Origin of the sequence: Ralstonia flaminis, from assembly GCF_958415495.1 — a bacterium.
In the GTDB taxonomy this organism is placed as follows: Bacteria; Pseudomonadota; Gammaproteobacteria; order Burkholderiales; family Burkholderiaceae; genus Ralstonia; species Ralstonia flaminis.
Window position 1 is genome coordinate 101,973 of the sequence record NZ_CATZLL010000020.1, and the last position, 20,121, is coordinate 122,093.

The 20,121-nt window shown below is 62.7% G+C and carries 16 protein-coding genes; 9 read left to right on the plus strand and 7 right to left on the minus strand.

Features of this window, described 5'->3' with window-relative positions:
• Nucleotides 1-130: 130 nt before the first annotated feature.
• The 3 genes from R2N11_RS24350 to R2N11_RS24360 all read left to right on the plus strand — a co-directional run bounded on the left by R2N11_RS24350 (nucleotide 131) and on the right by R2N11_RS24360 (nucleotide 4,465).
• Nucleotides 131-1,390, plus strand: coding sequence for a helix-turn-helix transcriptional regulator (locus R2N11_RS24350; protein ID WP_316682687.1), 1,260 nt, complete (start codon nucleotides 131-133; stop codon nucleotides 1,388-1,390).
• A 271-nt stretch (nucleotides 1,391-1,661) separates the two neighbouring features.
• Complete coding sequence (locus tag R2N11_RS24355) at nucleotides 1,662-3,755, plus strand: putative bifunctional diguanylate cyclase/phosphodiesterase (RefSeq protein WP_316682688.1); 2,094 nt, start codon at nucleotides 1,662-1,664, stop codon at nucleotides 3,753-3,755.
• 401 nt (nucleotides 3,756-4,156) lie between these two features.
• Entirely contained in the window at nucleotides 4,157-4,465 is a 309-nt protein-coding gene (locus tag R2N11_RS24360) for an H-NS histone family protein (RefSeq protein WP_021192590.1), read from the plus strand.
• A gap of 108 nt (nucleotides 4,466-4,573) precedes the next feature.
• Here R2N11_RS24360 and R2N11_RS24365 read toward each other — a convergent pair whose 3' ends face one another.
• From R2N11_RS24365 to R2N11_RS24380, 4 genes are all read right to left on the minus strand, one after another.
• Nucleotides 4,574-6,115, minus strand: coding sequence for a methyl-accepting chemotaxis protein (locus tag R2N11_RS24365; RefSeq protein ID WP_316682689.1), 1,542 nt, complete (start codon nucleotides 6,113-6,115; stop codon nucleotides 4,574-4,576).
• A 147-nt stretch (nucleotides 6,116-6,262) separates the two neighbouring features.
• Entirely contained in the window at nucleotides 6,263-7,675 is a 1,413-nt protein-coding gene (locus tag R2N11_RS24370; RefSeq protein ID WP_316682690.1) for a PAS domain-containing protein, read from the minus strand.
• A 44-nt stretch (nucleotides 7,676-7,719) separates the two neighbouring features.
• Nucleotides 7,720-8,742, minus strand: a complete 1,023-nt coding sequence (galE, locus tag R2N11_RS24375; protein WP_316682691.1) for a UDP-glucose 4-epimerase GalE — start codon at nucleotides 8,740-8,742, stop codon at nucleotides 7,720-7,722.
• A gap of 159 nt (nucleotides 8,743-8,901) precedes the next feature.
• Nucleotides 8,902-9,897 (minus strand): integrase, encoded by a 996-nt coding sequence (locus R2N11_RS24380; RefSeq protein ID WP_316682692.1) that lies wholly within the window; start codon nucleotides 9,895-9,897, stop codon nucleotides 8,902-8,904.
• A 71-nt stretch (nucleotides 9,898-9,968) separates the two neighbouring features.
• Here R2N11_RS24380 and R2N11_RS24385 point away from each other — a divergent pair, with 71 nt between their 5' ends.
• From R2N11_RS24385 to R2N11_RS24410, 6 genes are all read left to right on the plus strand, one after another.
• On the plus strand, nucleotides 9,969-10,166 hold the full coding sequence (locus R2N11_RS24385; RefSeq protein ID WP_199030128.1) for a hypothetical protein: 198 nt from the start codon (nucleotides 9,969-9,971) through the stop codon (nucleotides 10,164-10,166).
• Nucleotides 10,167-10,262: 96 nt separating this feature from the next.
• The gene (locus R2N11_RS24390; RefSeq protein ID WP_316682693.1) at nucleotides 10,263-12,314 is read left to right on the plus strand and encodes an oxidoreductase; all 2,052 of its coding nucleotides are present in this window, start codon (nucleotides 10,263-10,265) and stop codon (nucleotides 12,312-12,314) included.
• A 284-nt stretch (nucleotides 12,315-12,598) separates the two neighbouring features.
• On the plus strand, nucleotides 12,599-13,384 hold the full coding sequence (otsB, locus tag R2N11_RS24395; RefSeq protein WP_199030095.1) for a trehalose-phosphatase: 786 nt from the start codon (nucleotides 12,599-12,601) through the stop codon (nucleotides 13,382-13,384).
• Nucleotides 13,381-14,799 carry an alpha,alpha-trehalose-phosphate synthase (UDP-forming) gene (otsA, locus tag R2N11_RS24400; RefSeq protein WP_316682694.1) on the plus strand — a complete coding sequence of 473 codons (1,419 nt, stop codon included), beginning with the start codon at nucleotides 13,381-13,383 and terminating at the stop codon, nucleotides 14,797-14,799. The genes otsB and otsA overlap by 4 nt, the downstream gene beginning before the upstream one ends.
• Nucleotides 14,800-14,878: 79 nt before the next feature.
• On the plus strand, nucleotides 14,879-15,340 hold the full coding sequence (locus R2N11_RS24405) for a MarR family winged helix-turn-helix transcriptional regulator (protein WP_199030097.1): 462 nt from the start codon (nucleotides 14,879-14,881) through the stop codon (nucleotides 15,338-15,340).
• A gap of 152 nt (nucleotides 15,341-15,492) precedes the next feature.
• Entirely contained in the window at nucleotides 15,493-15,918 is a 426-nt protein-coding gene (locus tag R2N11_RS24410) for an organic hydroperoxide resistance protein (protein ID WP_199030098.1), read from the plus strand.
• Between the two features lie 31 nt (nucleotides 15,919-15,949).
• Here R2N11_RS24410 and R2N11_RS24415 read toward each other — a convergent pair whose 3' ends face one another.
• The 3 genes from R2N11_RS24415 to R2N11_RS24425 form a co-directional block, all read right to left on the minus strand.
• The gene (locus tag R2N11_RS24415; RefSeq protein ID WP_316682695.1) at nucleotides 15,950-16,720 is read right to left on the minus strand and encodes a Mut7-C RNAse domain-containing protein; all 771 of its coding nucleotides are present in this window, start codon (nucleotides 16,718-16,720) and stop codon (nucleotides 15,950-15,952) included.
• Between the two features lie 62 nt (nucleotides 16,721-16,782).
• Entirely contained in the window at nucleotides 16,783-19,086 is a 2,304-nt protein-coding gene (locus tag R2N11_RS24420; protein ID WP_316682696.1) for an ATP-binding protein, read from the minus strand.
• Nucleotides 19,087-19,112: 26 nt separating this feature from the next.
• Nucleotides 19,113-19,844, minus strand: a complete 732-nt coding sequence (locus R2N11_RS24425; RefSeq protein ID WP_316682697.1) for a response regulator transcription factor — start codon at nucleotides 19,842-19,844, stop codon at nucleotides 19,113-19,115.
• Nucleotides 19,845-20,121 lie beyond the last annotated feature (277 nt).

Consider the following 20,121-nt stretch of genomic DNA (forward strand, 5'->3'; position numbering starts at 1 on the left):
GACGCGCAAGGCACTGAACAGGTTAACGAATTTTGTATATTTTTTATATTTTCAGCGCTGAAAGTCGCCCATACTCCCTCCTAACGTGGGGGATACAGCACCGCTGGAATTTGGGAGCATCAGAAGCGGAATGTTAAGTTTTTCCAAAGAGTTGCCGATTACCAAGGAAGTCGCGCAGAAGAACAACAATCAACACAGCGACAGCGGCCGGCAGGACATTGAGCCGCAACACGCCGATGGCGGGGGGCAGCTCCCTCAGTCATCGCAATACGCACCGGGGGCCACCATGCTGCAACGTCTATCGGATGACGCAGAATTTCATCGACTCGTCGATACCATCTACGAGGCGGTGTTAGACCCCGCGCAGATGCCGACTGCCCTGGCCTTGCTCTCCGTCTATGCCGGGGCCGAAAGCGCACATTATTTTGTCTGGGACAAGCACACCGACGCGCCGCGCCAAGGCGTTTCGTCGGGCTGGTGCCAGCACTGCCCGCAACCGGGCCACTGCAACGCATTCTGCCAGGACCCTCAATTACTGCTCGCTGCACAGGCTGAAGACACGCCTGCGCGCGGCGTAACGTTGATGGACACGCCAGACCTGTCCATCACCATGCGCCTGCGCACACGCGAGGGCATCTCGGAAGTGAGCGTCGCCGAACGCGAAGAGCGCCTGCAGCGCGTCCTGCCTCATCTGCAGCGTGCAGCGCGCATGCAGCAGCGCAATCAAGAACTGAACGAACTCGCCGCGCTCGGCATGGCCGGGCTGGATACGCTCGACTTTGGCGTAATGGTGATCGAACGTAGCATGCGCGTGAAATACGCAAATGCATGGGCGCGCACGATGACCGCAGAAGACGATCGTTTGTCGCTCGATGGCAGCATGTTGCACTCCGCGGATCACACACATAACTCCGCGCTGCGCAACCTGATCGAACAGGCAGCAGGCTCGATGGGCATACAAGGCGCTGCCGGCTCGTGGATGTATCTGGCACGCGATGGGCGCCCCGTTCCCTTCATTGCTACGCCGCTGGCACCGTCCGATGCAATGCGCTCGACCTGGGCGGCGCCGCTTGCCCTGGTACTGGTCGGCAACTCTGAGGCACGCTCGGTCATGGATGCTGGCGTGCTCGCGTCGCTCTTCGGGCTGACGAACAAGGAGTGCGTCGTCGCTGCCCGGCTGGCCGCGGGCGAAACCCTGCAGGAAATCGCCGACCGCGAATTCCTGTCGCTGCATACGGTGCGCGTGCACATCCGCGACATTCTGCGCAAGACCGGCACGCACCGCCAATCCGAACTCGTGCGCCTGCTGCATCTGCTGCCCAGCGTCGACCTGGAACGTGCCGGCGCGGCCACCCCCGCCTCCCGCCGACGCACTCGACTGAACGCCTGAATCTTCACCCGCAACCGCTGGCGTACAGCCATTCGCGTATACCCCGGGTCATACGACCGCGGTTTCCTGCCGATGCATCAGGACAGGCGTGGAGCCGCCGCAATTGCTTGATGCAATGCAATAGCGGCGGATTATCCCGACGCATTCTGTGAATAGCGCGCAACAAGCGGGCCTTTTCACCGCCTGAAACACCAGGCTCTTGCGCTATCCTCGCCGCAAAACACAGATAGGTGCCGGTCGAATGTCGGGGGGCCGCGCCAAATGCGCTCGCATGCATAACGATTTCCATATTGCGCTGCTGCTGTTTGCGTGGGTAAGCACGGGCTTAACCACGTTTGCCGCATTAGACGCTGCGACACGTATGCCGGGGGGTTCGACGGTCGCAAAACGCCGGAACTGGCGCATTGCCTGCGCCATCATTCTCGGCATTGGGCTATGGTCGGGGCTCTGGCTCGCTCAGGTGGGCCTGCACCGGCCATTGGCCGCGCAACTCGCAGCCCCCATTTCCGCCACGCTCATGACGGCGTTGGCGGCGTCGCTCGTGGCACTCCTGACGGTGTTGCCCGATATGCCGCCCGCCATCGCCGGGCGGCCTCCGCATCGCCATCGCATTGCCATGGGGGCCATCGCGCTGGGGATCGGGCTGCTGATGACCGAACTGTATCTGGCACGCCCATGGGCACACGACGACGCCCTCTCGCTGCAGCGCACGCTGGTGGGCTGGGGCGGCGGCACCCTCGTGCTCGGCGCAGGAACATGCCTGGCGATGTGCATGGCCTTTCATCTACCGCCGGCACAACGCCGAGCCGCAGTCGGCTTGCGCGCACGAGCGGCAGCAGTGTTGGCTACATCCGCGATGCTCTCGTTGGCGGCCTGGCCGTCGGCCAGCGCCTGGCCCGCAGACGAGGCAACCACGCTGCACGTGGTGCCCGTCATCATGCTGAGTGCCGGCGGCATGCTGCTCGCGCTTGGATTGCACGCGTTACTGATCATGCTGGAGACGCGAGTCGATTCGGCGCAAGCCCATCTGGCAGCATCCCTGGCGCGTGTCGCGAATCAGGCCCCCACGCCGCAGCATCACGATGCGTTGACCGGCCTGCCCAATCGGCTTCAGCTTCGGCAATCGCTGGATAGCGCAATTCTCTCGACAACGCGACGCGGACGCCCTTTCGCCCTCTTCTGCCTTGACCTGGACAACTTTGGCCAGATCAACGAGCAATACGGCCGCGCCACCGGCGACCGCGTATTGCAGATCATCGCCGAGCGCCTGCGTCAGACCATGCGCGGCGAAGACATGGTGGTCCGGCTGGGCGGCGATGAGTTCGCCATTCTGGTCGAGGGCCTCACCCTGCCCGAGGCGGCTGCCACCGTTGGCGACAAGCTGCTGTTCCGCCTGCGCGAACTGGTTGAGGTGGACGGCCGCCGCCTGCGTGCGACGGCAAGCATTGGTGTGGTGATCCATCCGCACAATGGCGCAACGGCCGACGCGCTCCTGGAACATGCGGACGCAGCCATGTTCGATTGCAAGCAGTCCACCGGCAACGCCTACCGCTTCTATGAGCCGCGCCTGAATACCACGGCCCATCGCGTACTGCAGATCCAGCGCGCACTCTCGCACGCAGCACTGAACGGCCAGCTATCGGTGTACTACCAGCCCAAATTCGATGCGTTCACGCAGGCAATGACGGGGGCGGAGGCGCTGCTGCGCTGGAATCACCCTGAGCTTGGTCCCGTGTCGCCTGCCGAGTTCATCCCGCTGGCAGAGCGCACCGGCACCATCGTCGAGCTGGGCGACTGGGTTGTCGAAGAAGTCTGCCGCCAGATCATGCATTGGGATGCGGCCGGCATGGTCCCACAGCGCATCGCAGTCAATCTTTCACCGCGCCAGTTTCAGCAGCCAGACCTCGTGCAGCGCCTGTCGCAGATCCTGCACCGCTATCAGGTGAGCGCACACCGCCTGATGTTCGAGATTACCGAGACGGCGGCCATGCGCGATGCCAGCCAGAGCATTGCCGTGATCCGTCAGATCCAGGCGCTCGGCATTGAGGTAGCCATCGACGATTTCGGCACCGGTTATTCCAGCCTCAGTTATCTCCAGCGCTTTCGCGCCCAGCAGATCAAGATCGATCGGGCGTTCATTTCCGCGCTCGATGACAACCCGCCCGAGGCGGCCGCGATCATCCGTGCCATCTGCGCGATGGCGCATTCGTTAGACATGACAGTGGTGGCGGAAGGCGTGGAAACCGAGGCGCAGATGGAAGCCTTGGTGAATCTGCAATGCGACCAAGTACAGGGCTATCTGTTGGCGCGTCCGTTGCCGGCAAAGGATTTTCAAGGCTTGCTCGAGGGAATGCAGTTCGCTTGAGGCAATTGTAAAAATGCGCCAATTTGATGCATTTTCCATTTCCCTTTCAGCAACCTTTCAATTTCCCCCAAAAGCCTTTCGTCAAATCGGTATCCAGTACGGCTGCCGAAGCAATGAAGCAATCACATAAAAAGAATGTGTGCCCTGACCGCTCAATGCCTCTCGTTGGCATTGAACGCACACAGTCGTGCGATTTCTCACTTCTTCATATGTTCACAATTTCCATTACTCCGGATAAATGGCCGCGCCATGCCGGTTTGCGCAACGCACAGCGCTGCGCAAAATCCACGCTGTTGACATGAGGTCTTAACGAAATTCATTTCACTCGGGCAAAGTCGTTATAATGCGGTGGGCAACGGGGAGCGTGCCCATGTTTCAATTGCAAAGTTGAGGAATCCATAATGCCGACTTACAAGGAAATCGTTCAGAAGATCTCTGAACTGCAGCGCCAGGCCGATGAACTTCGGGCAAACGAGCAGGCGACGGTGATCGCTGAAATCAAGCAGAAGATCGTGGAATATGGCCTGACCGCCGACGACCTCGGTTTTGGTGCCAAGGGTGCAGTGGCTTCGAAAAAGGCTGGCCGCAAGGTGCCGGTGCGTTACCGCGACAGCAGCGGCAATACCTGGACGGGCCGCGGCAAGCGCCCAGGCTGGCTGGTCAAGGAACTGTCGTCGGGTCGGAAGATGGAGGATTTTCTGGTCGCCTGATCCGCACAGAAAAGTAGTACATCCGAGTCTGCACACAGAGGCAACCGGAAACCACAAAAGACAAGGCCGGCGATATTGCCGGCCTTGTTTTTCTTAGGCTTCAGCTCGTTATACCTGGAAGCGCCCCACCGCCGAGCGCAGCAATTGCGCCTGTTCTTCCAATGAGAGCGCTGCAGCCGCAGCCTGCTCCACCAGCGCAGCGTTCTGTTGCGTCACTTCATCCATCTGATTCACGGCCTGATTGACCTGCTCAATACCTGAGCTTTGCTCGTCGGATGCGGCAGAAATCTCACCCATGATGTCGGTCACGCGCTTGACCGCGACCACCACTTCGTCAATCACGGTTCCCGCTTCCTGCACCAGCGCAGAACCGTTCTGCACACGCCCCACCGAGTCGCCGATTAACTCCTTGATCTCCTTGGCGGCACTGGCCGAACGCTGCGCAAGGCTACGCACCTCGCCCGCCACCACGGCAAAGCCGCGGCCTTGCTCGCCGGCGCGGGCGGCTTCCACTGCGGCGTTGAGCGCCAGGATGTTGGTTTGGAACGCGATGCCCTCGATCACGCCAATGATGTCGGCAATCTTCTTGCTGCTCTCGTTGATGCCCGACATGGTCTCGACCACACGCCCGACCACTTCACCGCCCTTGACGGCGATCTCCGACGCGTTGACTGCAAGCGTGCTGGCCTGGCGGGCGTTGTCGGCGTTCTGCTTCACGATGCCGGTCAGCTCTTCCATGCTCGATGCCGTCTCTTCCAGCGACGACGCCTGCTGCTCCGTCCGCTGTGACAGATCAGCGTTGCCGGCCGCAATCTGCTTGGTTGCGCTGGCGATGGAATCAGCCGAGTTCTTGATGTCGCTGATCGTGCCCGTCAGCTGCTGCTGCATCTGCGACATGGCGAAGAGCATGCTGTCGCGATCACCTTGGCGCGTCTGCACGCGTACCGCCAGATCGCCGCCCGCAATGCGCGCTGCAACATCTGCGGCATACGCCGGCTCACCGCCCAGCTGCCGCTGCAAACCGCGCGTGACGGCCACCACAACCACCGTCATCAGCAGGCCAACTCCCAGCAACAAACCGAGCGATTGCATGAGCGAGGCACGAAACGCAGCATCAACGTCATCGATATACAGGCCCGTCGTCATCGACCAATCCCAAGGCTCGTAATACGAGACGTAGGTCAGCTTGGGCTCCGCCTTGTCACTGCCGGGCTTCGGCCACAGATAGCGCACGAACCCGCCGCCTGCCTTGGCCATCTGTGCGATGTCCACAAACAGATGCTTGCCCTCGGGATCGGTTGCTGCAGACATGTTCTTGCCGACCATCTCGGGCTTGATCGGGTGCATGACCGAAACGGTGTCGGTTCTCGACAGCGAGAAATAGCCGTCGGTGCCATAGCGCATGTCTTTCAAGCGCGCGATGGTCTGAGCCTTGGCCTCTTCCACCGTCATCTTGCCGTCCTGCGCCAACTGGCCGTATTCCTTGATGACGCTGAATGCGGTGGCGCTGACGTTCTGCAGATCGCGCTGCCGCTCCTCCATGCGCACAGTCCGTGCGCTCCATGCACTCCACAAGGTGATCACAAGCAGGCACAGCCAGCTCAGGACGAGCGGCAGCCACAGCTTCTGTCGAAGCGTGAGTCGGTTCATTTTCCTTCCTCCAAGCGTTTCTTCTTGTCCGCATGATGCTGGCGGTGCTCCCCGGCGCGATTGCACGCGCTCTGCATGAGCTATCGGGCGAGCCGGAAGAAAACTTGAGTACCGGGCGTGATCAAGCGCCGGAAAAATGAGGAAACCTCAACGCAGCGCGTTGGGATTGATGCTGGGCAGTGTGCCGTTGCTGGCGGGCGCTGGTGCCGGCTCGGTCGGCACAGTCACGGTGGTTGGTGCGTCGGAGATATCGGTCGCATTATCCAGCGGCGACCACGACTCCCACAGCCCCTGGCGACGAAGCGTCTCGGGCTGCGCAGCAGACGTGGCAATGTCTGGCAAGGCAGTATTTGCTGAGGCCATTTTCTGCACCCGCTCGACGTGCGAGCCAGCCATGCGTGTGGCACGGCCGCCCGCATCGCGCAAAGCCACACCGTGCGCGACGATCTGACGATAGCTGCCATCCTTGTGCCGCATGCGGAATTCCGCAGCGTAGGCGGGCGCATTGCCATCAACATGCGCCTGGATACGGTTGAGCACGAGCGGCAGATCATCCGGGTGCACGAGGCGCAGGTACTCGCTGGTACTCGGGCCGATCTCCTTGAGCGCGTAGCCGAGCATGGCGGCAAAGCGCGTGGAGAACTGTGCGCTGCGCGTGATCAGATCAAATTCCCATAAACCGACATCCGCACCATCGAGCAGCAGTTGATGCCGCGCGGCCAGTTCAGCCTCGCGCTGCCGATAGCTCTGCTCCAGATCGTTGAGTGCCTGCATCGTCTCCTTGCGGCGGCGGATTTCGCGGGCGGCAATCGCGGCGGAGGTGTCGCCCGATGCGCGGTCACGATAGCCGAGCAAAAAGCCAGCGAGCACCGTTGCCACCGCCCCGCCCGCCAGCAGCAGCTGCAGCCAGGCCGGCACGTTGCCGATGAGAGCCGATGGTGAATCCACCAGCGAAGCCGCATACACCGCGTCGACGGCCAGACCGATACCAAACAGCACACTCACGAACAGGCTCACGACGGGGCGACGGACCGCCACACCCGTAGCACCTGATTGCGCCGACAGCGCAAACTGCAACGCCGCCGCACAGGCCGCCGCCGACAGCAGCATGACGATGCCAAGCACGCCGGCATCTGACCACGCCAGCGCATCGAAGCTGGTGACACCCGCCAGCAACAACACGGCCACAGGGCCGCTGATGCTCAGCAACACACCCAACAGCACCGCGCGTACGGTGCCCGCCTGGCCACCCAGGATGCACCACAGCGCGGCCACCGCCAGACTCCAGCAGAACGATGCCGGCGTCATCACCAACAGCGCGGCGCCCTCGTGCAGCGGCCAACGCGCAACCAGCGGCAGCAGTGGCACCGTCCATAGCGCAATCGCGCAAAACAGTGCTGTCATCGCCAGCGGCACTCGGGCGCGCGTGACATCGGCACTGCGCAGATCGTCCAGCAAACGCAACAGCAAGCTGCCGGCGCCGCATGCCACGATCAATGGCAACAATGCGCCAGCAAGCCTGCCAGTCAGTTGAGCAACAAGGTGAGCGACATCATCCACTGCGGGGTGGTTCCAGTTCTGCGGGTATCAAACAGCGTCGTGGATCAGCGGGACTGAAAGCCGTCCGGATTCATGCTTTGCCAGCGCCACGAGTCTTCGCACATGCGCTCGATACCGTATTGCGCGCGCCAGCCCAGCATGGATGCAGCGAGTGCCGGATCGGCGTAGCACGCGGCGATATCGCCGGGGCGGCGGTCCACGATCTGGTACGGAACCGGGCGGCCACTCGCACGTTTGTAGGCCTCAACAACTTCCAGCACCGAATAGCCGCGCCCAGTGCCCAGGTTGACGGTAAAGCCACGACCATCGCGACGCAGCACATCAAGCGCCGACAGATGCCCGCGCGCCAGGTCGACCACATGGATGTAGTCGCGCACGCCCGTGCCATCGGGCGTAGGCCAATCGCCACCGTAGACGGAGAGCTTCTCGCGCTTGCCGATTGCCACCTGGGCCACGTAAGGCATCAGATTGTTTGGAATCCCGCGCGGGTCTTCGCCAATCAGGCCACTGTGGTGCGCGCCAACCGGATTGAAATAGCGCAGGTAGGCAATCTGCCAAGCGGCGTTGGAGACTTCCAGGTCGCGCAGCACCTGCTCGCCCATCAGCTTGGTCTGGCCGTACGGGTTGGTGGCCGACAGCGGAAACGACTCGGTAATCGGCACCGTATGCGGATTGCCATACACGGTTGCCGACGAGCTGAACACCAACTGGCGCACATTGGCATGCGCCATCGATGCACACAGCGTGACCAGTCCGCCGATGTTGTTGTCGTAGTAGGCCAGTGGCTTCTGCACCGACTCGCCCACCGATTTGAGCGCGGCAAAGTGGATGACGGCCGAGATGCGTGTGCTGGCAAAGAGATCATCGAGCAGGCGGCGGTCACGCACATCGCCCTGCACGAACTTGGGCGTCTTGGCGGTGATCTGCTCGATACGAGACAGTACGGTCGAGCTGCTGTTGCACAGATTGTCGAGGCCGATCACCTGATAGCCCGCATCCAGCAGTTCAACCCAGGTATGCGAGGCAATGTAGCCGGTGGCGCCGGTTAGCAGAATGGTTTCTGTCATGGGTGCGAAGTATCGAGAAAGAGATCGTGGCGTGCCGATTCGAGCGCGGCATCGGGTTCGCAGCATCGATGCAACCGGCGCGGCGGAACAGCGCGATCATAGCAAGCCCAGCGCCGTACTGCGGGCCGTTTGCAAACGATGTTGCGCAAAAAAGCGGTGTTATGAAGCGGTGCCCGCGTGCGCATCCGGATGGGCTGCCGCTTGCCAGTCGGCATATGCAGAGCGCAGACGCCAGGCCGAGGTCTGGTCTCGCAAACCCAGTGCGTACCCCACCTCGGCAGGGGCTGCGCCGGCATCGAATAGCGCCGCGGCATAGCCGTTGCGCAGTGTCTGCGGCGAAAGCCGTTCGCTGCGGTGCACCAAAGCGGGCAGCGCGGCCAGCCAGGCCTCCACACGCCGGTATATCGAGGCGGCATGCATGACACGCCCACCGGCATCGGCCACGAAGATACGCTCGCCAGGCACCTCGGCGTGACCGCGCACGGCCAGCCAGGCCGCCAGCGCAGGGCGCGCGCTCACCAGCAACGGCGCGTGATACGCCGGGCCGCGCGACGGCTCGACGGTAATGCTCTCCAGCGCTTCGCCCGCGTGGCGAAGCAACAATGACTGCACCTGCGCGACCTTCAGCCCCGCACCGTGGCACACCGCCACGAGTGCCCTGTCGCGCGCCAGCTTGAATGCACTGGCATTGGCAGCCGCCTCACTCGCCCGCGCGCCTACCTCCAGTGAGGCCTCGATGGCAACGCGCTCGGCCGCGGAAAGAAAGGTGGTCGGGTCATTCTCACCCTCGGCCAGTTTCTGCTTCACTGCCGCGCTGGCCGGGTTGTGCGTGCCCATGCGCAGCACTTCAATCTGATGGAAGACGCGCTCGATCAGGCGCGCATAGCGATACCGATGCAGCTTGGTCAGGCCGGACGCATCCAGGAAGGCGGCAATGTCGCCCGCACTCCAATCCGCCAACGCACGTTGGTGCGATTCGGCCCACCGCAGCCATTTGCGCCACATTGCGCGGTACACCGTGGCCGACGACTCCCGATAGCCGCGCGCGGCCAGCCAGTGCTCAAAGGCCTGAGCGGGCTGGTCGGCCCAGTCCTGCAGGGTGGGCTGGAACAGGTCGGGAACGGGCGTGGCAGGCGGCGTTGGGCTGTCGGACATGCGGGAAAATGCAGGAAAAAACCGGCGGGAGCAGGCGTTTCGCGTATCCTGCCGAGCGTAACACGCAGTTCATGACGCCCATTGCGGATCCCATTGTGAAGAAAACCGACCTCGAAAAACTCAAGGGCCTGAAGATCGCCAACAGTCTCAAGCGCGACAGCCAGCGCGCCGGCAAGCCCGGCCAAGGCACCGGCCGTGCGATTCCCCAGAACAAATTGCTGAAAGCGCTGCTCGGCAAACCTGCAGAAGACGAGCCGAAAAAGTCCTGACGCGCACCCTACACATCTAGAACCCTGCCCTGTTGTTCCAACGGGCGCTTGGGTGCTACCGTCCGGCGCGTTCCCACATCACGTGACGCGCCGGCCATGTCCTCCTCCAAGCCCTCCTCGCCGTACCCCCACCTGCTCGCTCCGCTGGATCTCGGCTTCACCACGCTCAAAAACCGCGTGCTGATGGGCTCGATGCATACGGGGCTGGAAGACGGCAACCACTTCGACCGCCTGGCGGCCTACTTTGCCGAGCGCGCGCGCGGTGATGTCGGCCTGATGGTCACGGGTGGCTTCGCCCCCAACATTGCGGGATGGACCAAGCCGTTTGCCGGGCGCCTGGCCACGCATGGGGCAGCACGCCGCCACCGCGCCGTAACCAGCGCTGTGCACGAAGAAGGCGGCAAGATCGCGCTGCAGATCCTGCACACCGGCCGCTACGGCTATCACCCGTTTGCCGTGGCGCCCACCGCGCTGCGCTCCCCCATCAGCCCGTTCACGCCGCGCGAACTCTCCGCGCGCGGCATCGAGCGCCAGATCCGCGCGTTCGTGCGCTGCGCCCAACTGGCACGCGAAGCGGGCTACGACGGCGTCGAGATCATGGGTTCCGAGGGCTACTTCATCAACCAGTTCCTCGTCACCCATACCAACAAGCGCACCGACGACTGGGGCGGCAGCTACGCCAATCGGATGCGCCTGCCCGTGGAAATCGTCCAGCGTACGCGTGAGGCGGTCGGCCGTGACTTCATCATCATCTACCGCCTGTCGATGATCGACCTGATTCCCGACGGCAGCTCGTGGGAAGAAGTCGTGCAGCTCGCAAAGGCCGTGGAGCGCGCCGGCGCCACCATCATCAACACCGGTATCGGCTGGCATGAAGCGCGTATTCCTACCATTGCGACGAGCGTACCGCGCGCGGCGTTCGCGTGGGTGACGCAGAAGATGAAGGGCGAGGTCGGCATTCCGCTGGTCACGTCCAACCGCATCAATACGCCGGAAGTGGCAGAGAGCGTGTTGGCCGATGGCTGCGCCGATATGGTCTCGATGGCGCGCCCGCTGCTGGCCGACCCGGACTTTGTGCGAAAGGCTGCAACCAGCCGCGCGCAGGACATCAACACCTGCATTGCTTGCAACCAGGCATGTCTGGACCACGCATTCAAGGCAAAGATTGCGAGCTGCCTGGTCAACCCGCGCGCATGCCATGAGACCGAACTCGTCATCCGCCAGACGCCGGCCAAGCGACGCTTTGCTGTGGTGGGGGCGGGGCCAGCCGGGTTGTCAGCGTCGATCACGCTGGCGGAGCGCGGGCATGCGGTGGACCTGTACGACGCGGCACCCGAGCTGGGCGGCCAATTGAACATGGCCAAGACGATTCCGGGCAAGGAAGAGTTTCACGAGATGGTGCGCTACTTCACGCGCCGCGTAGAGGCCACCGGCGTGACCCTGCGCCTGGGTGCGCGCGTCGATGCGCAGCAACTGCTGGCGGGCAAGTACGACGAAATCATCATCGCGACGGGCGTGTCGCCGCGCAATCCGAAGATTCCGGGGCAAGACCATCCGAGCGTGCTGTCGTATATCGACGTGCTGCGCCATCGCAAGCCGGTGGGCAAGCGCGTGGCAATTGTCGGCGCGGGCGGCATCGGCTTTGACGTGGCCGAATTCCTCGCGCTCGATGGCCACTCGCCCACGTTGGACCTGCAAACATGGCGCACCGAATGGGGCGTCGGTGATCCGACCCAGGTGCGCGGCGGCGTGGATGGCATCCGCGCACAACCCGAAACACCTGCGCGCGAGATCATGCTGCTGCAGCGGCGCGCCGGCAAGCTGGGCGCGGGCCTGGGCAAGACGACCGGCTGGATCCACCGCACGAGCCTGAAGAACATGGGCGTGCGCATGGTCGGCGGCGTCAATTACGAGCGCATCGGCGACGAGGGCCTGCTGGTGAGCTACGGCGAGAAACGCGAGGCCGCCGAATGGCTGCCGGTCGATTCCATCGTGCTGTGCGCCGGGCAGGAACCGCTGCGCGAGTTGGTCGAACCCTTACAAGCAGGCGGCGCCAAGGTGCATGTGATTGGCGGCGCGGATGAGGCACGCGAACTCGATGCCAAACGGGCCATCGATCAAGGTACGCGTCTGGCCGCATCGTTGTGACGCCTGCAGCGTGCGCAGGGTGAAGGATTTGCACCCCGTGTCCGTTTTTACATGCCAATTTCCCATCAAACCGGCCGTAGATGGCGAAATGACAACGCTTGAAAACCTGTGCGCGATCCGTAGCGAGCGGTCCAAGGTTGGCCTGAGAAGCGCAGCCATACATGGATACGGTGAGCATCGCAGGGCCAGGATCGGACCGCGCAGCAGGATCGTGCGCAGGTTCTGGCGCGGCCGGTCCGGTTCTTGCGTCAACAGGCGCATCACGCACATTCACATGAACCGGTTTGCCCAAAAACGATCGCTCACCGCATTTCACCAGCGCGGCGCCGCTCCCCAAGGTGGACGTTGCCCATACGGCCTTCCTGCTGGACTTTGACGGCACGCTTGTCGACATCGCCCCGCAACCGGACGCCGTGCATGTCTGTGCGCCGCTGCGCGAAACACTGGCCGCTTTGCATGCCGCCTGTGGCGGTGCGCTGGCGGTCATCAGTGGGCGCACGGTACATGACCTCGAATCGTTGCTCGCCCTGCCCGGCCTGGTGATTGCCGGGGTGCACGGCGCCGAACGCCGCTATGCCGATGGCAGCTTCGTCCGCCTGAATACCGACGCAGATGTACTCGCCGAGTTGGAGCGCGAACTGCGCGCCGAACTCACACAACTGCCGGGGGTCATGCTGGAAAGCAAGGGCATCGCCTTCGCGCTGCACTATCGCCACACCCCGGATGCGGAAAACACGGTGCTCGCTTTGGCAGATCGTCTTGCGCACCGTTACTCCGACCACATCCGCCTGCAGGCGGGCAAGATGGTCGTCGAACTCAAGCCGCGCGGCGCGAGCAAGGGCGATGTCGTGCACACGCTGATGACCGAGCGCCCCTTCATGGGCCGCACGCCATTGTTTGCTGGCGATGATCTGACCGACGAAAGCGCCTTTGATGCGGTGAACGCGCTTGACGGCTGGTCGATCAAGATTGGCAACGGTCCAAGCCAGGCACTGTGGCGCGTACACGATCCAGCGGCGCTGCGTACGTGGCTTGCCGCGATGGTTGCAGACAGGCGAGGTGGCGCATGAGCCGGCTCATCGTGATCTCCAACCGCGTCGCGCCCATCGCCGAGGGCCAGGGGACGGCAGGCGGCCTGGCCGTTGGCGTGTTCGATGCGCTGCGCGAGACGGGTGGCGTGTGGTTCGGCTGGAGCGGCGAGACCACAACCACTGCCTCTAGCGAGCCCGCCATCGTCACCAAGGGCAACATCACCTATGCCACCGTCGGTTTGAACCGGCGCGACTACGACCAGTACTACCGCGGCTTCGCCAACGCGACGCTGTGGCCGATCTTCCACTATCGCGTGGATCTGGCGCGCTTTCAGCGGCAGGAGTACCACGGCTATCGACGCGTCAACTCGCAGTTTGCGCATCAGATCAAGGCGCTGGTCAAGCCAGACGACATCCTCTGGGTACACGACTATCACCTGATCCCGTTTGCCGCCGAATGCCGTGCACTGGGGCTGACCAACCGCATCGGGTTCTTCCTGCATATCCCGTTTCCGGCACCGGAAATCCTGACGACAATCCCACCGCATGAGGAACTGATACGCGCGCTGTGTGCGTACGACCTTGTCGGCTTCCAGACCGAAACCGACCGCGTCGCCTTTTACGACTACATCGAACGCGAGGCACGTGGCTACATCGAGAATAGGGAGCAGAACGGCCCGGTGCACGCGTTCGGCCACACGCTACGTGCAGAGGTCTACCCCATCGGCGTGCATCCCGATGAGATCGCACAACAAGCAGTGTCGTCGCTGGCGCGGCGCAATCCGTTCGCACGGCACACCAGCCCGCGCAGTGAGCAGGAAAATGGCCCGGCGAATCAACCCAAACTCATCATGAGCGTGGACCGCCTGGACTATTCGAAAGGGTTACCCGAGCGCTTTCACGCATTCGAGCAATTGCTTGATGACTTTCCAGACCACCGCCGGCACGTGACCTTCATCCAGATCGCGCCAACCTCGCGCCAGGACGTGCAGAGCTACCAGCAGATTCGCCAGCGCCTGGAGGCAGAATCGGGGCGCATCAATGGCAAGCACTCCGAGCTGGACTGGACTCCCATCCGCTACATCAACAAGCAATACGAGCGGCGCGTACTGATGGCATTGTTCCGCACCTCGCACATCGGCTATGTCACACCGCTGCGCGACGGCATGAACCTGGTAGCCAAGGAATACGTGGCCGCGCAGGACCCCGAGAACCCGGGCGTGCTGGTGCTCTCACGCTTTGCCGGTGCGGCGCGCGAATTGGACGCGGCACTCATCGTCAATCCGTACGACACGCGTGGCATGGCCGAGGCGCTCAACCGTGCCCTGACAATGCCACTGGAAGAACGCAAGGCGCGCTATGCCCACATGATGGATCGGCTGCGCACAGCAAACTTGACAGTCTGGCGCGAGCGCTTCGTTGCGGATCTTCGTAACGCACCTGAGCCATCCTAGCGATAGAGCCTTAACGTCACTTTGGCATTTTCACAAATTTAGCTTGCTATTAGATCGCGCACTATCTAATATGCACGACATGGACACACGCAAGACCGCCTCTCCGCACTCGAACCTGTCGCTGGACGTGCAGCTGTGCTTCGCGCTGTACTCGACCATGATCGGGTTGAACAAGGTGTATCGGACGCTGCTCAAGCCCCTGGGCCTGACGTATCCGCAATACCTGGTCATGCTGGTGCTGTGGGAGAACGACGCGCAGACCGTGTCGGCGATCGGCGAGCGGCTGTTTCTCGATTCGGCCACCCTCACCCCCATGCTCAAGCGTCTGGAGGCGTCGGGCGTGATCGAGCGCCGACGTTCCGAGGAGGACGAGCGTCAGGTGATCATCTCGCTGACGGACGCGGGCTGGCAATTGCGGGAACGCGCCAAGGACGTGCCGAACTGCATCGGTGCTGCCGCGGAATGCGCCCCAAAGGACATTGAAGCCTTGCGTACGCAGCTGAATGACTTGCGCGGGCGGCTTTTCAAACACGCCGCCTAAAGCGAGAACACGACCCCGGCGGGTGCCGCAATACACTCGCTTTTTTTGAAGCAAATACATAGCGCGCTATTTAATAGCAAACTATATCAACCCAGTGCTTCGGCTCCGACGGCCGCTGCACTTCGCTCCCAACCTTGATCAGGAGAACTGCCATGTCGATCGAAAACGTCCTGTACCGCGCCCAAGCCAACGTCACCGGTGGCCGCGACGGCCGTGCCGTCATCAGCGATGCCAACCTGGATCTGCGCCTGTCCACGCCTCGTGAGCTCGGCGGCGCTGGTGGCGAAGGCACCAACCCAGAACAACTGTTTGCGGCCGGCTACAGCGCCTGCTTCATCGGCGCGATGAAGTTCGTGGCCGCGCGCGACAAGCTGCGCATGCCCGCAGACGCCAGCGTGCAAGGCAACGTTGGCATTGGCGTCATTCCCAATGGCTTCGGTATCGAGGTCGAACTGAAGATCAGCCTGCCCGGCATGGAGCGCGACCAAGCCCAGACGCTGATCGACCGCGCTCACATCGTCTGCCCGTACTCCAACGCTACGCGCGGCAATATCGACGTGCGCCTGAGCCTGGTCTGAGTACCCTTCCGTTGCAGCGGGCGCTTCGCTATCAGGCGCCTGCGCTGCCGCTACGCAGGATGCGTTCGGCGGTCTGGGGTGCACCGTCTTCTGCCTGCGGTGCCAGCATGCCAGCCAGCAGGGCATTCATACGTGCCCAATGCGAGCCCGGCCAGTAGACACGTTGGCAGACATCGCAGGTACTGAACAGGTGCTGCCGTTCGCGCACACGCGGCGGCACGCTGCCGGCGGCCTCTTCCACGCTCAGCAAACGCAGCGGCACGTTGCATTCCAGGCAGCGTGAAAATGGCCGTGCTGCATCCGCCAGCCTGAAACGCGCAACGATCTCGCGCATCTGCGCCTGCGGCTCACGCTCGCGAATAAACGCGCCACGGCGGATACCGCGCCGCTTGAGCAGCTCACGATCGCGCGAGAGGATAATCCAGTCGTCCGCCAAGGCCAGCGCCTCGATGGCGGCATCGGCATAATTGTTGTCGTAGGTGGTATCGAAGCCGGCCATACGCAGCAGGCGTGCGGTTGCGCCCAGGTGCGCGTCACACAGAAAGTGCAGCGGCGCAGCAGGAAGCGACGGTTCCACGCCAAGAACGGTCACGTGACCGTGCACGGGCAGCACGGCTTCCAATGCCTCCGCGCGGCCATCCACAAGCACTCGTCCCACCTCGGTATGTGGCACACCGAGCGCTTCGATGGCGTGCTTGAATGTGGCGCTCGCCGCCCAGGCACGCACAACGGTATGCCCACGCAAGGCCAGCGGCAGCAGCGGCGTCAGGATGCGATCAAACGTGAAAGCGGCGGGTGACATGCCTGCCACGATACTCCGAGGCAGGCTCGAACGGGAAACCGACGCGCAAATCAGCGCGCGAATCAGTCCTTGAGCGTGCGCGGCAGGATCAGCGCGAATACCGTGCCATGCCCTGGCCGGCTGCGCACGTCGATCGTGCCACCGTGCCGCTCGATCACGGTCTTGACGAAGGGCAGCCCGAGGCCAACGCCCCCGCTGCCATCGGGCTTGCGCTCGGCTTGGAAGAACGGCTCGAACAGGCGGTGCACCGTCTCGTCGGTCATGCCGATTCCCTGGTCGGTCACGCTCAGCACGAGCGCGCCGTCACTTGTGGCGTCGATGGCGACTGACACCGTCGTGCCCGACGGCGAGTACTTGATCGCGTTATCCACAACGTTGACGAGCGCCCGCATAAGCATGTCGGCATTGCCATCAACGATGGTGTCGTCCACCGAAAACACCGGCTCGTGCAATACGATTCCCTTCTGATCGGCGGCAAGCCAGCTTTGGTCGATGGCTTCTTCGGCCACCTCGCTCAATGCCACGGGCTCGAACTCCGCGCGATCCAGACGCTCGGCGCGGCTCAACTGCATGAAGTCTTTCGCAATGCGCAGCGAATAGGCGGCCTGCTGGCGTAGATCACTCAAGAACTCACGGTCCGTCGGCGTGACCACATTGTCATTGTGGGTCGCACCGCGACGGTCGATCAACGACAGGATCGCCGTCAGCGGGCTGCGCAAATCGTGCGCAATATGCCTCAGCATGCGCTTGTCTTGCGAGACCAGGTCTTTCACATCAGCGATATCAATCAGGCAAACCAGGTGCGACCTCTGCGCCACCCCGTTGGCGCCTTCCGACTCGCTCGACAGCGGTTCGCATACCAACATGTGGGCGCGACCGCCCCACTCGATTTCGTGGCTGATATCACCGCCCTTGAGCACGCTTTCTGCGACGAACTGTTCGACCTGTGCGAGTGCCTGCGTCGTACCGGGCGTGGCTTCGGCCGCCGCATCGGCGTTCATCAATGCCGCCGCCTTCGCATTCCACACGGCAACATGGCCGTCCATCGCCAGAAACACGGGATACGGCAACTGGTTGATCATGTCGACATACAGCGTCTGCCAGCCGCGCACCTGGCGCAGCGCAGCCTTGATCTCGGCGAGATCACCATCGGGCGCCAGTGCAAGTGCGGCTGGCGTTGACATCCGATGCTTGGGTTGAATCGACGCCGCAATCGCGCGCCACTCCGACAGTTCACGTCGCAGCAATGCGAGTGTCCGGCTATGCCGATCCCATGCAAAAAACACGTAGATCAGCAAGCACACGAACGGCAGCAGGCCAAGCGGCAGAAACATGTGAAACGCCAGCAGCACAAGCGGCACAGCAAAAATCAACACCCCCCAGCCAATTGCGGCCACATGCATGGCGCGGCCCGGCACGAACAGGCAAATCAAGACAATGCCCAGCGCCAACGCAATGTAGACCACCACCTCGACGGCGGAGGACACTTCCCGCGCGAGGTTGCCCGCCACCACCGCATCGGTGAGCAGCGCGTCGAGCTGCGCACGGGAAACCTCGTGCGAATCAAGCGACGACACCTGATATGCGCCCTCACCCCGCCACGCGAGATTGCCGACAAACACCACCTTGCCTGCAAATGCGGATTTCGGCACCCGCCCCCGGATGACATCGAGATACGAGTACTGCGGCAACCCCACCCTGCGCGGCAGCATCGTCACCACCGCCTGCGTCTGTCCACCGCCCACGGATAGCGCGTAGGGCTGCGTGAACGCATCTATGCGCAGCGGCGGCGTGATGCCAGCCACGCGCAGTGCATCGAGCGCAACGTGCGCGCGCGGCCCGCTCGCGGACGCAACATAGGGGACGAAGCCCGTCACCACACCATAGTGACCGACGTAAACCTCGCGCTGGCTGAGTGCCGCCGCAAGCGTTACCGCGGTCGGCGGCAACATCAGCACCGGGTTTCCAGCGGGGTCACTCGCGTTGGCGGGCGGCACCAGCAGCGTGTTCCGACGCACGCGCATGCCCGCCTCAAGGCTCGAATTGTCAAGCGCCCGCGACAAAGGCAGGTCGATGACCACGCTGGCCGCATCACCCAACCGGTCGAGTAGCTGCTCCGAAGTATCGGCAATCTGCCGTAGGTCAAGCTGCGCCACTGTGGCCGCGTCAATGTTGACGATGGCAACCCGACCGGTCGACGGCCGCGCAACGAGCGTCGCCATCACATCAAAGAAAACGCGGTCGAGCGCCCCGGACATCACGCCACCACTCGGATGGCCACTGAAGGCCGCCAACACCAGCATCGCAATCACGAAAAGGCCCCGCCAAGGGCCAAGCGCAGTGAGGCGGCGAAGGGTGGCAGACATGCGACCGGACGGCGGGCGGAGGCGTGTCAATCGATGTTGGAATCGGGCGCATCTGCCATGCGCTCAAGACGATAGCCGTAGCGGTACACACTGGAGATCCCGAGCCCGTGTGTGCGCAGGCGCAGCATATTGCGAACCCGCGTGATATAGGTTGCCAGTGTGCCGACCTGCTCTCGGTCGGTCTCGCCCCAGACATGCTTGAGCAGCGCATCACGACTGACAACACGCCCCGCATGCGCGAGCAGGTAATAGGCAATCGCAAACTCTCGCTCAGGCAGCGATGCTTGCGAGCCATCGGGCAGCGTTGCCGTGCGCGAGGCCTCGTCGAGCACATAGCCGGCAAACTCGATCTGCTTTTTTTGCTGCGTTTGCGGATAGTACTTGCGTAATTGCGCAACCACGCGGGCGATCAGCATGCGCTCGCTGGCAGGCTTGACGAGGTAGTCGTCGGCACCGCTTTCCAGCCCGTGCAGGATGTCGCGCTCGTCGTCGTGCTGGGTCAGCAGCACGATGGGGATCAGGTAGTCAACACGCTTGCGCGTGTCGATCAGCACCTCGATACCGGTCATGCCCGGCACGTCCCAATCGAGCAGCAGCATGTCGACCTTTTCCTTGTCGATGCGCTCGATGAAGCTGCGGCCATCGTGCTCGACGATGACATCGTACCCGGCACTCTCCAGCCAGCGCTGAACTGCCTGCGCTTGCGCAAGGTTGTCTTCAAGGACGGCAATGCGTTTTTTTTCGTGGTCGGTAGACATAGCCGTCGACATGGTCGAAGGAGTTCGAGATGCGTGAATTGTCAATCACTATTGAGTGCTGCAAATAGTACCAGCCTTGCCAGCCATTTCCAGCCCCTCTGCAGCCAGAGGCGCACACGGCCCTATCGGCACGATTGATTTAATGCATGGCGCACCGCCGTCGTCTTGAACAGCCGTGGCCGTCTGATGAGCAGGCGGCAACAGATTCTTCCCCCTAACCCAATTTAGAGAGAACCATCATGTTGAGCCTGCACACCAACGCTGCTGCAATGAACAT

What these genes read in the sequence shown, in the direction of transcription:
- R2N11_RS24405 (WP_199030097.1), top strand. Translation starts at nt 14,879, where the DNA reads ATGGACACACGCAAGACCGCCTCTCCGCACTCGAACCTGTCGCTGGAC.
- R2N11_RS24420 (WP_316682696.1), bottom strand. Translation starts at nt 19,086, where the DNA reads ATGTCTGCCACCCTTCGCCGCCTCACTGCGCTTGGCCCTTGGCGGGGC.
- R2N11_RS24415 (WP_316682695.1), bottom strand. Translation starts at nt 16,720, where the DNA reads ATGTCACCCGCCGCTTTCACGTTTGATCGCATCCTGACGCCGCTGCTG.
- R2N11_RS24350 (WP_316682687.1), top strand. Translation starts at nt 131, where the DNA reads ATGTTAAGTTTTTCCAAAGAGTTGCCGATTACCAAGGAAGTCGCGCAG.
- R2N11_RS24365 (WP_316682689.1), bottom strand. Translation starts at nt 6,115, where the DNA reads ATGAACCGACTCACGCTTCGACAGAAGCTGTGGCTGCCGCTCGTCCTG.
- R2N11_RS24390 (WP_316682693.1), top strand. Translation starts at nt 10,263, where the DNA reads ATGTCCTCCTCCAAGCCCTCCTCGCCGTACCCCCACCTGCTCGCTCCG.
- R2N11_RS24380 (WP_316682692.1), bottom strand. Translation starts at nt 9,897, where the DNA reads ATGTCCGACAGCCCAACGCCGCCTGCCACGCCCGTTCCCGACCTGTTC.
- R2N11_RS24385 (WP_199030128.1), top strand. Translation starts at nt 9,969, where the DNA reads ATGACGCCCATTGCGGATCCCATTGTGAAGAAAACCGACCTCGAAAAA.
- R2N11_RS24410 (WP_199030098.1), top strand. Translation starts at nt 15,493, where the DNA reads ATGTCGATCGAAAACGTCCTGTACCGCGCCCAAGCCAACGTCACCGGT.
- R2N11_RS24355 (WP_316682688.1), top strand. Translation starts at nt 1,662, where the DNA reads ATGCATAACGATTTCCATATTGCGCTGCTGCTGTTTGCGTGGGTAAGC.
- galE (WP_316682691.1), bottom strand. Translation starts at nt 8,742, where the DNA reads ATGACAGAAACCATTCTGCTAACCGGCGCCACCGGCTACATTGCCTCG.
- R2N11_RS24360 (WP_021192590.1), top strand. Translation starts at nt 4,157, where the DNA reads ATGCCGACTTACAAGGAAATCGTTCAGAAGATCTCTGAACTGCAGCGC.
- R2N11_RS24425 (WP_316682697.1), bottom strand. Translation starts at nt 19,844, where the DNA reads ATGTCTACCGACCACGAAAAAAAACGCATTGCCGTCCTTGAAGACAAC.
- otsA (WP_316682694.1), top strand. Translation starts at nt 13,381, where the DNA reads ATGAGCCGGCTCATCGTGATCTCCAACCGCGTCGCGCCCATCGCCGAG.